The sequence below is a fragment of the Variovorax sp. Soil_C_39 genome (assembly GCF_057656815.1).
In genome coordinates, this window is the sequence record NZ_JBDGJQ010000006.1 from 1 (window position 1) to 13,767 (window position 13,767).

A 13,767-nucleotide genomic window follows, 5' to 3' on the forward strand; every position below is an offset into this window, starting at 1 on the left:
TGCGACCGAGACGATCACGGGTGGCGAGACGCGCATGGTCACCGGTGGGCTGACCGAGACGGTCAATGGCGGCGTGACGCTGACGGTGAATGGAGGCAGCGTCCGGCTCCTGAACGGTGCGGATCTGCGCATCACCCGCAGTGGGCGCATCGAGAGGGTTCATGCAATGGACCTCAAGCAGGTGAACGGGGCCGACTGCACCTCGGTCACCGGCCCCAAGGTCGTGGTGGCGCCGATCATCCTCTATCACACGACGCAGCACGTCGACACCACGAGCACCTACACGCTCAACGCGACGGTCAGCATCACCAGATCGCCCCACAGCATCCTCAACGTCGCCGATGAGACGTGGCTCAAATGCAATGTCCTGCGTTGGTCCAATCAGCACGTACGGGCGATCGTTCTGGCGACCGATTTCTATGGGCTCAAGCTGCAGGCCTGCGGGCTCAACACGCAAATCAACGGCTGGTTCACCAACAGGGCGACGAATTTTCTGCTCGATGCGCCGGTCAAGTTCGAGACCTCGGCGCGCAGTTCGAAGAAGGAGGGATTGAACGTCGGCTTCTGCAAGCTGCACCTGTCGTGTGTCTACCTGACGAAGAAAAAATGATCCCGCTGCATCGCGGCCGGCCTTACACAACCACCCATCAGGAGTTCTCGAGCCCATGGACCGCATCGTGAAGACCCACTCTCCACTGGGCGAAGACCAACTGCTGCTGCGCTCGATGCAAGGTTTCGAGAGCCTTTCGCAACCCTACGAGTTCGAGCTCGAGTTGCTCAGCACGGACGTGGCGATCGATCCCAAGACCCTTCTCGGAAAGTCGGTGTCGCTGGAGATCAAGACCGCCGTCGGCGGCCCGCGTTTCCTCGATGGTCAGGTGGTGCGTTTCTCGAAGGTGGGCCGGGAAGGCGGGAGCTCGCGCCACACGGTCTACCGCGCCGTACTGCGGCCCTGGCTCTGGTATCTCTCGTTCTCGAGCGGCAGCAGGATCTTCCAGGGCAAGTCGGTGGTCGACATCCTCGAAGAAGTGTTCGGCGCCTACGGCTTCGCGTTCGAGAAGAAGCTCAGCGGCAGCTACCGGCAGTGGGTGTACTGCGCGCAATACAACGAGAGCGACCTCGACTTCGTGAGCCGGCTGATGGAGCTGGAGGGCATCTATTACTGGTTCAAGCACGAGAAGGGCCGCCATACCCTGGTGCTGGCCGACGACGCGGGTGCGCACGAGCCGATGCCGGGCTACGAGACCATCGACTACTTCGCAGCCGACCGCGGCATCGACGAGGACATGGAGGTCATCGACGACTGGCAGGTGACCGAGGAAATCCGCACGGGCAGCTATGCGGTGGACGACTTCAACTTCACCATGCCGCAGGGCGACCTCGGCAGCACGCGCAGCCTGCCGCGCGCGCACGACAACGCCAGCCACGACATGTACGAGTGGCTCGGGGACTACGTCGACGCTGGTCAAGCCGAGCACTATGCGCGCGTGCGGCTCGAAGAGGCGCAGTCGCTGGCCTCGCGCAGCACCGGCCACGCCAGCGTGCGCGGCATGGCGCCGGGCGCCAAATTCACCATGCGCAACGCACCGCGCACGGACGACAACCGCGAGCACCTGATCGTCTCGGTGGCCTACGCGTTGCGCGAGGGCGGCTACACAACAGGCGGCGCACCGGGCATGTACAGCTTCGATTTCGTCGCGCAGCCCGCGGACAGCCCCTATCGCGCACCACGGCAAACGCCGTTGCCGCACACGAGCGGGCCGCAGACCGCGACCGTGGTGGGCCCCGAGGGCGAGGAGATCTGGACCGATGAATTCGGGCGCGTGAAGCTTCAGTTTCACTGGGACCGCGAGGGCCGGCGCAACGAGAACAGTTCAGCCTGGGTGCGCGTTTCGCAGGCCTGGGCGGGCGATGGCTACGGCACCGTGCACGTGCCGCGTATCGGCCAGGAGGTCGTGGTCGACTTCATCGCGGGCCGCGTCGATCGGCCCATCATCGTCGGCCGTGTCTACAACGCCGACCAGATGCCGCCGTTCGACCTGCCGGGCGAGGCCACCCGGAGCGGCATCGTGTCGCGCTCGACCAAGGGCGGCTCGCCCGCGAATGCGAACGCCATCGCGTTCGAGGACAAGATGGGCGCCGAGCAGATCCTGCTGCATGCCGAGCGCAACCTCGACGTGGAGGTGGAGGGCGACGAGACGCACACGACCGGGAAGACGCGCACCACGCTGGTCAAGGGCCACGAGTCGGCCACCTACGAGGCGGGCGAGGAGCGGCACATCACGGGCGGCGCGGTGGAGACCATCGACGGCGGCGAGGAGCGAACCGTGACGGGCGGGGCGACCGAAATGGTGGCGGGCGGCGAGGAACGCACGATCACGGGTGGTGCCACCGAGACCATCACGGGCGGCGAGACGCGCACGGTCACCGGCGGCATCACCGAGACCATCAATGGCGAAGTGGTGGTGACGATCAACGGCAGTGTGCTGCGCCTGGTCAGCGGAGCGGACATCCGCATCACCGGCGCGGCCCGGGTGGAGGTGGTGAACGCGGTGGACATGACATTGGTCCAGGGAAGCAAGATCACCACCGTGACCGGACCGAAAGTGATCTTCGCGCCGACCATTTTTCATCTGTCCGGCAGTGACCATACGATCAATGTGCCAGGCACACTCAAGATCAATGTGACCGGCGTCGATATCGAGAATACGCCGGTCAAGACCGTCAACTCGTTGGATACGAAGTGGTGGCTCCATGCGGTCAAGGAAGGCATCGGCCACCAGGCCCTGTTCGTGGCGGCATCGGCCGACTCCTACACGGCCAAGATCCAGCTCGCGGTGCGTAACACGCTGCTGCAGAGGGGGGCATTCGTGAACATCTCGGCCGTCAACTGGGTGCAGGCAGTGAACAGGCAGGAACTCGGCCACTACCATTTCTGGCTTGATCCGATATTGATCGTTGCTGGAGCGGCGCAATTCGTAAAGAGCGCGCTCGACGTCGAGAAGTGAAGCCATCGCAACAAGGGAGTCGCAGCGGATGCAGATCATGAGATGGCTGGAAATAGCGGTCGCCGTCGTCGGTGTCGCGGTCCTGTTGGTGTCCACGCTCGGCAGCTCCCGCGTCTTTCGCGCCGGCAGCGCGACCAAGGCGGTGCATGTCCGGGAGGAGGAGGAGTGGGAGGCGCTGCGGCACGACGGCGCGCGCGCGGTCGCCGAGATCCTGGCGCTGGCGCGGCCCGGCTTCCGTCTGGTGACCTGGCGCGGAGACTCACCGAACATGGCGGCCGCGGAGATGCTGATCGCGTTCACAGATTCGGACGGCGAGAACCACCGCGTGACCCTGCGAACCTTCATCGACCAGGAACTGCTGGCCAACTTCTCGGGCGGCCGTCCGCTGCCGATCGTCTATGCCAAGAACCCGACGTTGCGCGTCGCGGTGGACCGTGATCGCGTGCAACTCGAGATTCGCTCCACGATCGACGCATGAAAATCATCAAGCCCTTGCGTCTGGGCATGCTGACCCGGCCCTTTGCCAACGACGGACGCCACTGGCTGGCCGTGACCGCCATCGCGATGACAGATCGCCTCGACGGCGACGCCCGACTCGTCTCGGAGCAGGCGTGCTGGAAGATCTTCGGCGAGGAGGTCGGCACCGACGGCGCGTTCGACCTGGGCATGCCCAAGCTGCATCCGGAATTCCTCGTCACGGGCGCGGCCTATACCCGTCGGGAGCAGGACAAGACGCAATGCGCGGTCCGGGTGCGCGTCGGCGAGCGGCAGAAGGACCTGCTGGTCTTCGGCGACCGCTTCTGGATCGATGGCCGGCCGAGTGCGCCGCAGCCCTTCGAGTCGATGCGCATCGACTGGGACCATGCCTTTGGCGGTCCGGGATTGGCCGAGAACCCGTGCGGCATCGGGCATGCGCAGGAGCAGGTGGGTGGCGTCCAGGTGCAGCGCCTTCCGAACGTCGAGGATCCGCGCGCCCGCGTGCAGCGCCCCGACCAGACCGTGCAGCCAGCGGGGTTCGGGCCCGTAGAGGCCACGCGGCCCTCGCGTGCGGACCGGCTGGGCCGCCAGTACGACGCGCATTGGCAGAACGAGCTCTACCCCGGCTTCGCGCAGGACATGGACTGGGCCTTCTTCAATGTCGCGCCGCCGGACCAATGGTTCGGGCGTGACGACGGCGAACTCGCGGGCAAGGAGTTCGAGCTCTGGAACCTGCATCCCGACCGCACGGTGCTGCACGGGCGGGTGCCCGACTGGCGCGCGCGTGCCATCGTCGTGCGCGGCCCGATCAACAGCGTGAAGCTCGACGAAGGCACCCTGCACGACGTGCCGATGCGCCTGACCACCGCCTGGTTCTTTCCGCATCTGGAGCGCATGGGCCTGATCTATCACGGCTTCGTGGAGGTCGAACAGGACGACGCGGCAGACGTCACGCACGCCATGATCGCCATGGAGGAGGCGGCCATGCCGCCTCAGGGACTCGATGCCTGGCGCGACGTGCTGGTGCTGCGCTGCGAGTCGGAAGACCGCGCGCTCTACGGCATGCGCGATGACCTGTTGTTGCCCGATCCGATCATCGGCCCGTGGCCTGAGCTCGACGCGGAGCTCGAGGAATCTCCGATGCGGCGCAATGTGCAGGCGCGCGCCGACTATGAGCGCGAGCGCATGAAGGTGTCGTTCAGGTCCTCGGGCCTCGGCCCGGCCGCGCAGGAGGAGCCGCCCGCCGTCGACCTGATGGAGAAGGCGCCCACGCTGCGCGAACTGCCGGCCTACATGGCCCAGCGCAAGGCGCTCATCGAGGAGCACCGCCAGAAGATCGAGGCGGCGCGCCAGGAGCTCGACGAGGCCGCAAAGGCCAATGCCGAGCATTCGCGCAAGGCGGGCTTCGACACGTCGACCCTGATGCAACAGGTCGAATCGTCGTCGCAGAAGGGACCTCCGAATGTGGACAGGTGGTCCCGCATCGAAAGCATCGTCGCCCAATCCGACGGCAGCGGCTTCTCGCCGACGCCCGAGCAGATCGCGCAGTTGCGCGAGGTTCACGACGATGCCGCACGCCAGTTGCTCGAGAACTACCGCCGCACGGCACAACACCAGGATGCGGCGGACCCGATGTCCGAAGCGCGGTCGGCCGAGACGCGCATGGAAGTCGAGCGTCGGATGGCCGGCACGCGAGACCTGTCCGACATGGACCTCACGGGCGCGGATCTCACGGGGATGGACCTGCGCGGCGCATGCTGGCACCGCGCGATGCTGGAGTGCGCCGATCTCAGCGGCAGCAAGCTCGATGGCGGCGACTTGTCGGACGCGCTGCTCGCGCGCGCGCGCCTGGTCGGCACTTCAATGCAGCAAGTGAACCTCAAGGACGCGAACCTGTCCCTGGTGCGGTGCGAGAACGCGGATTTCACCGGTGCGCGCTTCGAGTCCACCCAACTCGAAGGCATGGCCGCGCACGGCTGCAGATTCGCCGACGCATTTTTCGACCTCCATGAGGCCGCGGGCGTGGTGTGGGAGAACTGCGGCTTCGAGCGTGCGCAACTGCGGAACTTGAGCTTCACCGAGGGCACCCGGCTGAAAGGATTGGATTTCGAAGGCGCCAGATTCCACAAGGTGGCCTGGATCGAATGCCAGGCCGGCGGGCTGCGCTTCCGTGGGGCCACGCTCGACACCTGCGACTGGACCGACACCGACTGCACCGAGGCCATGGACTTCTCCGATGCGCGCCTCGTTGCGACCTGTTTCGTGGGATCGAGCGACCTGCACAAGGCCGACTTCCAGGGCGCTACGCTGGTCGAATGCAACCTGCAGTCGATCCGCCTCGACGAGGCCGACTTCCGCGATGCGAGGCTCGACAACACCGACTTCACCGATGCGTCGATGCGTGGCGCCCGGCTCGACGGCGCGAACGCCGACGGTTCCGAATTCGTGCGCACCGATCTCACCGCTGCGTCGCTGGTCGACGTGAGCCTGATCGAGGCCGACTTCAGCAAGGCCATCCTCGTTGCCACTGATTTCCACCGCGCCAACCTGTTCCAGGCCGACCTGTCCCAGTGCCTGATCGACGACACCACGCGCTTCGACGAGGCCTACACGGTCAACGTGGTCACGGTGCCGCGGCGCAAGGCGCAAGAGGGCGCGCGATGACGCCGAAGGAGGTGCAGACCATGGTCAAGCGCGGGCAGGAAATCGTCGACCAGAACCTGGCTGGCATGGATTTCCGCGGCCTCGACCTGTCAGGCGGCATGTTCATCGAGAGCGACTTCACTGGCGCGGACCTGTCGGGCGCGAACCTCAAGGGCAGCGCCTTCGCGACCTGCGGACTGAGCCGTGCCACGCTCGAGCGCGCCGTGCTGGACCGCTGCAACTTCCATCGCGTGAACGCATCCGGCGCCGCGATGGCCGGCGCCACCATGAATGGCACGAGCTTCTACGACACGCAGCTCGCCGACGCGCGCTTCGACGGTGTCGAGGGCGATGTGATCGGCATTTCCAATTGCGACCTGGCGGGGACTTCGCTGCGCGACATCAAGTCCGAAATGCTGGTGTTCTATGGGGCGCGGCTCGACCGGACGGATTTTTCCGGATCGCTGCTCGACGGCGCCACCTTCTATCAGGCCGACCTGCGCACCGCGGTGTTCGCGCGCTGCAGCTTCGAACGCTGCATCTTTTCCGAGTGCGATCTGTCGGGGCAGGTGTTTCGCGGGCAGACATTCAATCTCTGCCAGTTTCCCGATGCCAACCTGGCTGCCTGCGACTTCGACGAAGCGACGCTGCGCCAGTGCAACTTCAAGGGAGCGCGGATCGAGGGCGGTTCGTTCCGACGTGCGGCGGCGGCGCACAGCGTGTTCGTGGGGGCCAACCTCGGCGGCGTGTCCTTCAACGGCGGCCACTTCTTCCAGAGCGTCTGGGCCGATGCCCGGCTGCCCGGTGCCGACCTGTCCGGCGCGCACCTGGAACAATGCGTCTTCCACCGTGCGCAATGCGGCGATGCGAGGTTTTCGGAAGCGCGGCTCGCCTACGCCGACTTTTCCTATGCCGATCTGCGCGAAGCCGATTTCCGGGGCGCCACACTGATGCGCACCAAGGTGCACCGCGCGGTGCTCGAAGGCACGCAGTTCTCCGACCGCGGCGGCCTGCTGCTCAAGGAAGATGCGTTGTACGAGGCCGAGGCCTATTCGGCGCGCCGGCCCAGCCACCGCGATCCACCCCGGTCTCGCGGCGAGCCGGACACGAGCGCACAGGCCGCAGAGAAGGATTCCCAGAGATGACGACATTCCGACGTACAGCTTCCGACCCGACACCCGCAGGCGGCGAACTGCGCTCTGCGGCCGCTGCGCTCAAGCCCGGGGGCGGCGGCGTTGTCAATGCGCTGGGCACAGTGACGGCCATCCTGCCTGGAGGCATCCACAGCGTGGACAGCGACGGGCGCATGCTGCGGTGCCTGCGCGCCGCCAGCTGCCTGCTGCGGCCGGAGATCGGTGACATCGTGCTCGTCAGCGGTCCCGACGCGCAGCGCCTGTACCTGACCGCCGTGGCCGAGCAGGCCGATGCCGGGGTCGCCCACATCGAGGTGGCCGGCGATCTCACAGTGGCTTCGCAGCGCGGTGCGGTCACGCTGCAGGGCGCCACAGACTTGCACCTGAGCGGTCCACGCGCTCTGCGCATGGACACCGCGCAACTGCGCCTCGACGCGCAGGCGGCCGACTGCCAGGTCGGCCGGATGAGCTACCAGGGCGTGGAAGCGCGCGCGACCGTGCTGAACATGCGCATCGTCGGCCGCGTCTACGAGGCCATCGTCGACCGCCTCGTGCACCTGAGCAAGTCGGCCTTTCGCATGACCGAGGGCGTGGACCAGCTGCACGCGGGCCAGATCGACTACCAGGCCAGCGAGATGGCGCGGGTGCATGGAAGAAACACCGTGGTCACGGCCAAGGATCTGATCAAGGCCGATGCCAAGCAGATCCACATGGGCTGAGAAGCCCGTCCAAGCAACGAAACTTTTTTTGAAGGAGAGCCGAGATGTTCTTTGCCGCGCAAGGCCCCAGTCTGGATCTTGGATTCCCGGACGTCTGCAAGACACCGGCCGTTCCCATCCCTCACATCGACATCGGGCTGGGCCTGATGGCGATCCCCAACGTGCCGAACATCTTCTGGTCCTGCATGATGGCGCACAACAAGAAGACCAAGATTCCGCTGACCTTCGGCGACACCGCGGGGATCGGACTCGGTGTCCGCGTGCCCAGCGTCATGGGACAGTCGAAGAAGATCACTGCCTCCAACACCTTCCTGATCAAAGGGTCCCCGGCCACGCGCGTGACGAGCTTTACCAAGCAGAACCGCGGCAACGCGAACGGCATCCTCGCGACGCCGCCCCAGCTCACCAGCGTGAACCTCTGCGCCTGAGTCGCCGGCAATGCAACCTCAGCCGCCCGCCGCCCCCGGCCGCGCCGTCCCGGCCAGCGTCACCTGCTGCGGAAACCCCACCCACACCGCCAGCGCCGAGTAGTTGTCGCGCGCGTCGTCGGCCTTGGCCTCGGCCGCGCGGCGTAGCAGCGCGAGCCATTCCTCGGCGCTCGCGGCGAGCTGCAGCGAGCGCTCCATCACCTGCTGCGAGATGAGCTGCCAGAGCCCGTCGGTGCACAGCAGGAAGGCGTCGCCGTCGGCCAGGCGCTGCGGCGTCGAGACCGTGGTCTCGGCCGTGGCCCGCGCGCCGAGCGCGCGGTACAGCAGGTTGGTCTTCACCAGGCGCTCGCCGCCGTTGGTGCCGCTGCCGATCGCGGCCTCGCCCGAGCGTTCGGACAGGCTGTGGTCCTCGGTGCGCTGCATGAGCGCGCCGCGGCGGAACCAGTAGAGGCGGCTGTCGCCCACGTGGGCCCAGCAGGCCTGGCCGCTCGCGCGGTCGACGAACAGCGAGACGATGGTCGCGCTCATGCGGTTCTGGTCGGCCAGCTCGCGCTGCTTCGCGAGGATGGCGTCGTTGGCCCGCTTTACGGCATGCTGGATGTCCTCCTGCGCGACCGAAGGATGGTCGACGAAGGTGTCGAGTGCGGTGTCGACCGCGATGCGCGCGGCCAGTTCGCCGCCCGCGTTGCCGCCGACGCCGTCGCTCACGACGAAGCAGGCGCTGTGGTCGTCGAGGTGGTAGCCGATGGCGTCCTGGTTGCCGCTGCGCTCGCCCACGCAGGAGAACTGCGAGGTCGAGATCGGAATCGACGACACGGTGCGCGTGGCTTCAAGCACGGCGGGCCTCCTTCAAGCGTTCCATCTCCTTGTCGTAGGCCTGCTGGAAAGCCCGGCCGAAGACGGCCTGGAAGTCGTCTTCCACCGCCGCCGTGGTCTCGGCATGCAGCTTCTGCAGCTGGCGCCACAGGCGCGCCTCGCGTCCGCCGGGCAGCAGCTTCTCGCCGAGCCCGCCGTCGTGCGGCGTCTCGCTCGCGAGGGCGCCGGGATCGAAGCGCTGGAGCACGGTGAGCAGCGCGGCGCGCATGCCGGCCACCATGCCGAGCTGGTGCGACTGCAGGTCGCCGAGCGCATCGTGCACGGCGGCCTCGGGCGGCAGGAAGCCCGGCATGCGCGCGCCGAACATCTGCATCAGCACGGCGCGGCCGTTGGGCAGGATCTTGAACGGGTTGTTCTCCTCGTCGACGATCATCGTGATCTCGGCGCGCACCTCGCGCTTGAGCATGGCGCGCGACGACAGCAGCTCGATGGTGCCGTCGGTGAATGCGCGCATCAGCCGGCCGAGCCGGCGCATGGCCTCGGCATCGCACGGCTGCTGGCCCGCGACGTCGGGCACGCCGGCGCCTTCGAGGAATGCGCGGAAGAGGTCGTCGTTCGACGTCGCAGCCATCGGCGGCGGGCTGGCCAACGGTTCGGGTGGCGGAGGTTCGGGGACAGGTTCCGGTGCAGGCGCAATGGCGGGCGCGACTGGGGCTGGGGGCTGGACCGGTGCGACGATCGCGACGGGCGCAGGTGCCGGCACTTCGACCGTCGCTTCGGCGGCCTTTATTTCAGATTTCGCGGGCTGGGGCTTCGCCGGCTCGAACGCCACCGGATCGGGCGGCCTGAACTGCGCGGTCACTTCGCGCGCATGGTCCGAATGGCTGGCGTAGGCCGCGGGCGCTGGCGGTCGGGCCAGCAGGTCGATCGCGGGATGCACGTCGCTGAGCGGATCGTCGTGCGTGAGCGCGGTCGGGCGCGGATCGGACAGCGGCGAGGGCGCACTGCTGTCGCCCGCAAAGAACGACAGCGGGTCCATGCCGCGCTTGAGCGCCACGTCGGAGATGCCACCGGCCGCATGCGGGTTCAGCTCGGCCAGCGGATCGGCCGGGTTCCTGCGCGCCTGCGAGGGCAGCTCGAAAGGCTCGTGCGCCATCGGGTCGGGCATCGGCTCGGGTTCGGCGCTCGGCGCTCGGCGCGGGGCGTTGGCAAGGATCGCGTCCCAGTCGGCGGCGGTGGGTACCTGCGCTGCCGCCGTGGCAGGGCAGGCGATCGGTGCCGGTGCCGGCGGAGATGGCAGTGGTGGTGGCGGTGGTGGCGGCACCACTGCGGGTGCGGGCGCCGGCACCGGCGCAGCGCTCACCGGCTGCGCATCGCCGATCGGCAGCGCGCCTGCGCCGAAGAGGTCCGAGAACACATCGGAGACCGGCGTCGAAGGCAACAGCGCATCGATGGGCGCGGGCGCCACCGTGGGCGGTACCTGCATGTCGCGCGCGGGTGCGGCCGCTGCGGGCATCGGCATCGCTGGCGCATCGACGGCAGCAGCCGCGGCGCGTGTCCCGCTCGCGGCCTCGAGCACGTAGCTGCCGATGGTCACGCGGTCGCCATCGGCGACCGGCGACTCCTGCTCGTGCGCCAGCGTGCGCCCATTGACGACGATCGGCAGCACTGCGCTCATGTTGCGCAGCACGGCGGTGCCGGTATCGTCGAAGCGCACGGTGGCCTGCAGGCGCGAGATCTGGCGCTGCGCGTCGGGCAGCACCAGGTGGTTGTCGGGGCTGCGGCCGATGGTGCCGCCCGGCATGGCAAGCAATGCCGAGGGTCCCGAGGCCACCGGCTTGCCGGCATGTTCGATCACGGTCCAGCGCATGGCGTCTCCATGTTCATGTCGAGCTGATGCTGCTCGTTCGTTCACGGCGTCTCAGCGCTTCATCCGCTTCGCGGCCTCGAAGGCAGGGCCCCAGACCGGATGCTTGCGCTCGGCCACGTTGAGATCGAAGTTGGGAAAGGTGTCGAGCAGCTTGCGGAACTGTGCGCGGCATTCGGGCACCTGGTTGGCCACGCAGTAGCTGAAGGCCTCGAGCTTCATCGCGTCGAGCCGGGTGCCGGGTTCCGCCGCGTCGAACACCGACACGCCGCCACTCTTGAGCGTGGTGATGGCCTTGGCGTAGTCGCCTTCGTCATACGCCTGCTGTGCGCGTTCGAGCGTGGTGCGTGCCACCTGCTGGCTCAGCCGCTCGGGTTGTTGCGGATCGGGTGGCGGCGTGGCGGTGCAACCGGCGACGAGGGACAACACGGTGAATGCCAGGGCGGCCAGACATGACTTCAATCTTTTCTCCTAACTTGCGGAAGGCAATGCGCGAGAGAGTGTGCCGCTGTCATGCGACAGGCGTGCGATGCCGGACGATGCGAAGCGATACGAAGTGGTGCGTACGCACAACTTCGATAATATAGATCGCGAACCCAGAGGAAGATCACATATGCAACGACGAATCCTTCTTCAAGGCGCATTGGTCACCACACCGCTGCTCGGTGGCCTCGCTGGATGTGCATCGACCGCGAAGTCGCTGCCCACGCCCTATGCCGTCAGCGTGCGCATCGACGAGGGCGTCAATCCCGACGGCCGCGGCCAGCCCGCACCGATCCTCGTAAAAGTCTTCGAATTGAAATCTTCCGGTAACTTCGAAGCGGCAGACTACTTTGCACTGCAGGACCGCGACCGCGAGACGCTGTCGACGGAACTCGTGAACGCCGACCAGGCGATCATGCGCAGCGGCGAGCAACGCACCTTCAAGCGCGAGGCAGGACTCGACTCGCGCGCGATCGGCATCATCGCGGGCTACCGCAGGCTGGAGTCCGCACGCTGGCGCATCGTGCTGCCGCTCAAGGAGCCGAAGCAAACCAATCTCTACAAGGTCTGGCAGTTTTCGCCGAGCGAGCAGGTGGTGCGCATCGCCGTGCGAAAAACAGGCATCGAGTTACTACCAAGTCGTTAATCCTGCTGGCGAAGTAACCCAAAAGTGCGAAGAATTCGTGCGCGAAATGCAGTGAAAAATGTAAGAAGCGCCGTGTAGCATCCGAGAACAAAACAGTATCGAGCGGGATGCCCTTAACCCGGCCATCCCGCCTCAGTGTGGGCACTCCCAGGAGGTTCTTTGGTGACAGTTCGCAACCCGGGCACCGCAAGACAAGGCGCTCACCCGCAGGCGTTGGCAAATCGCGTCGTTTGGTCCGAAGGCATGTACCTGAGGCCGCAGCACTTCCAGCAGCTGGAGCGCTACGTCGAGCAGTACGTCACGCGCCGCTCCGCGGGACTGCAAGGCGCCTACTGGGGATGGCTGCAGCTCGAGATCGACCGCGACGCGTATGCGCTCGGCCGCATCTCGCTGCTCGGCGGCGCGGGCGTGCTGCCCGACGGCACGCCGTTCGCGTTCGGCGCCGAGGACGCGCCGCCGCCCTATGAAGTACCCACCGACCTGACCGACGAACTGATCGTGCTGGCATTGCCGCTGCGACGGACGGGCAGCGAAGAGGTCATCTTCGCGGAGGACGAGGGCTCGGCCGCGCGCTTCGGCGTGATCGAGCGCGAGGTGACCGACGCCAACGCGGTCGCACTCGGCCCCGCGGTGCTGCAGCTCGCGCGGCCGCGCCTGCGCCTGGCCCGTGCATCGTCGCTCACGGCCGAATGGCAGGCCATCGGCGCGGTGCGCGTGATCGAGCGCCGCACCGACCACAAGCTCGTGGTCGATGCCAACTACATACCGCCGGTGCTCGATGCCTCCACGCACCCGATGCTGCGCAGCATGATCGCCGAGCTGCACGGCCTGCTCACGCAGCGCTCCGAGGCGCTGGCCTCGCGGCTGTCGCAGCCGGGCCGCGGCGGCGTCAGCGAGGTGTCCGACTTCCTGCTGCTCGAACTGGTCAATCGCTATCTCGCGCTCACCTGGCATGCGCAGCAGGCCGTGCAGGTGCATCCCGAGCAGCTGTTCGTCGACTGGCTCAAGCTCGCCTGCCATCTGGCCACGCACACCTCGCCGACGCGGCGCCCGGTGGTGTGGCCGGTGTACGACCACGACAACCTCAACGAGAGCATCCGCCCGCTGATCGAGGAGCTGCGGCGTTCGCTCTCGGCGGTGCTCGAGCAGAGCGCCATCGCGATCGAGCTCGAGGAGCGAAGCCACGGCGTGCGCGTAGGCCGCATGCCCGATCCGGTGCTGGTGCGCAATGCGGGCTTCGTGCTCGCGGTGCATGCCGACCTGCCGGCCGAGGCGGTGCAGCAGCGCTTTCCGACGCAGGTCAAGATCGGCTCGGTCGAGCGCATCCGCGACCTGGTGCAGCTGCAGCTGCCCGGCGTGACCGTGCGGCCGCTGCCGGTGGCGCCGCGCCAGATTCCGTACCACGCGGGCTATCACTACTTCGAACTCGACAAGAGCGGCGACATGTGGCGCCAGCTCGAGAAATCGGGCGGCGTGGCAATGCACCTGGCCGGCGACTTCCCCGGGCTGGCCATGGAGTTCTGGGCCATCCGTCCGTGAAGGACCTT

At 67.1% G+C, this 13,767-nt stretch carries 11 protein-coding genes and 1 pseudogene; 9 read left to right on the forward strand and 3 right to left on the reverse strand.

The genetic code is table 11. The annotated features are described in order from the left end of the window. From AC3A6J_RS16760 to AC3A6J_RS16790, 7 genes and pseudogenes are all read left to right on the forward strand, one after another. Positions 1 to 610, forward strand: a pseudogene (locus tag AC3A6J_RS16760) (type VI secretion system tip protein VgrG); the annotation flags it as partial. Positions 611 to 665: 55 nt separating this feature from the next. Then, positions 666 to 3,008: a type VI secretion system Vgr family protein gene (locus tag AC3A6J_RS16765; RefSeq protein WP_487861099.1), complete on the forward strand. Its 2,343-nt coding sequence runs from the start codon at positions 666 to 668 to the stop codon at positions 3,006 to 3,008. Positions 3,009 to 3,045: 37 nt separating this feature from the next. Further along, complete coding sequence (locus AC3A6J_RS16770; RefSeq protein WP_487861100.1) at positions 3,046 to 3,486, forward strand: hypothetical protein; 441 nt, start codon at positions 3,046 to 3,048, stop codon at positions 3,484 to 3,486. Next, on the forward strand, positions 3,483 to 6,149 hold the full coding sequence (locus tag AC3A6J_RS16775) for a DUF2169 family type VI secretion system accessory protein (RefSeq protein ID WP_487861101.1): 2,667 nt from the start codon (positions 3,483 to 3,485) through the stop codon (positions 6,147 to 6,149). Before AC3A6J_RS16770 ends, AC3A6J_RS16775 begins: the two co-directional genes overlap by 4 nt. Then, entirely contained in the window at positions 6,146 to 7,273 is a 1,128-nt protein-coding gene (locus tag AC3A6J_RS16780; RefSeq protein ID WP_487861102.1) for a pentapeptide repeat-containing protein, read from the forward strand. The genes AC3A6J_RS16775 and AC3A6J_RS16780 overlap by 4 nt, the downstream gene beginning before the upstream one ends. Next, positions 7,270 to 7,980, forward strand: coding sequence for a DUF3540 domain-containing protein (locus AC3A6J_RS16785; protein WP_487861103.1), 711 nt, complete (start codon positions 7,270 to 7,272; stop codon positions 7,978 to 7,980). Before AC3A6J_RS16780 ends, AC3A6J_RS16785 begins: the two co-directional genes overlap by 4 nt. A 44-nt stretch (positions 7,981 to 8,024) precedes the next feature. After that, a complete protein-coding gene (locus tag AC3A6J_RS16790) occupies positions 8,025 to 8,408 on the forward strand; it encodes a DUF4150 domain-containing protein (protein ID WP_487861104.1) in 384 nt (127 codons plus the stop codon). Positions 8,409 to 8,426: 18 nt separating this feature from the next. On the opposite strand, the gene AC3A6J_RS16795 is transcribed toward AC3A6J_RS16790, so the two are convergent. From AC3A6J_RS16795 to AC3A6J_RS16805, 3 genes are read right to left on the reverse strand one after another with little or no spacing between them, the layout of a single operon-like run. Beyond that, positions 8,427 to 9,245: a PP2C family protein-serine/threonine phosphatase gene (locus AC3A6J_RS16795; protein ID WP_487861105.1), complete on the reverse strand. Its 819-nt coding sequence runs from the start codon at positions 9,243 to 9,245 to the stop codon at positions 8,427 to 8,429. Then, complete coding sequence (gene tagH / locus AC3A6J_RS16800) at positions 9,238 to 11,094, reverse strand: type VI secretion system-associated FHA domain protein TagH (RefSeq protein ID WP_487861106.1); 1,857 nt, start codon at positions 11,092 to 11,094, stop codon at positions 9,238 to 9,240. Before tagH ends, AC3A6J_RS16795 begins: the two co-directional genes overlap by 8 nt. Positions 11,095 to 11,145: 51 nt before the next feature. After that, positions 11,146 to 11,520, reverse strand: a complete 375-nt coding sequence (locus AC3A6J_RS16805; RefSeq protein ID WP_487861107.1) for a TssQ family T6SS-associated lipoprotein — start codon at positions 11,518 to 11,520, stop codon at positions 11,146 to 11,148. Between the two features lie 184 nt (positions 11,521 to 11,704). On the opposite strand from AC3A6J_RS16805, the gene tssJ reads away from it, so the two are divergent. Beyond that, entirely contained in the window at positions 11,705 to 12,220 is a 516-nt protein-coding gene (tssJ, locus tag AC3A6J_RS16810; protein ID WP_487861108.1) for a type VI secretion system lipoprotein TssJ, read from the forward strand. 243 nt (positions 12,221 to 12,463) lie between these two features. After that, the gene (gene tssK / locus AC3A6J_RS16815; RefSeq protein WP_487861383.1) at positions 12,464 to 13,759 is read left to right on the forward strand and encodes a type VI secretion system baseplate subunit TssK; all 1,296 of its coding nucleotides are present in this window, start codon (positions 12,464 to 12,466) and stop codon (positions 13,757 to 13,759) included. The last annotated feature ends 8 nt before the right edge of the window (positions 13,760 to 13,767 follow it).

Bases quoted from the DNA above. Each gene is read 5' to 3' on its own strand.
- AC3A6J_RS16765 (WP_487861099.1), top strand. From the start codon at position 666: ATGGACCGCATCGTGAAGACCCACTCTCCACTGGGCGAAGACCAACTG.
- tssJ (WP_487861108.1), top strand. From the start codon at position 11,705: ATGCAACGACGAATCCTTCTTCAAGGCGCATTGGTCACCACACCGCTG.
- AC3A6J_RS16770 (WP_487861100.1), top strand. From the start codon at position 3,046: ATGAGATGGCTGGAAATAGCGGTCGCCGTCGTCGGTGTCGCGGTCCTG.
- AC3A6J_RS16790 (WP_487861104.1), top strand. From the start codon at position 8,025: ATGTTCTTTGCCGCGCAAGGCCCCAGTCTGGATCTTGGATTCCCGGAC.
- AC3A6J_RS16785 (WP_487861103.1), top strand. From the start codon at position 7,270: ATGACGACATTCCGACGTACAGCTTCCGACCCGACACCCGCAGGCGGC.
- AC3A6J_RS16775 (WP_487861101.1), top strand. From the start codon at position 3,483: ATGAAAATCATCAAGCCCTTGCGTCTGGGCATGCTGACCCGGCCCTTT.
- AC3A6J_RS16780 (WP_487861102.1), top strand. From the start codon at position 6,146: ATGACGCCGAAGGAGGTGCAGACCATGGTCAAGCGCGGGCAGGAAATC.
- tssK (WP_487861383.1), top strand. From the start codon at position 12,464: ATGTACCTGAGGCCGCAGCACTTCCAGCAGCTGGAGCGCTACGTCGAG.
- tagH (WP_487861106.1), bottom strand. From the start codon at position 11,094: ATGCGCTGGACCGTGATCGAACATGCCGGCAAGCCGGTGGCCTCGGGA.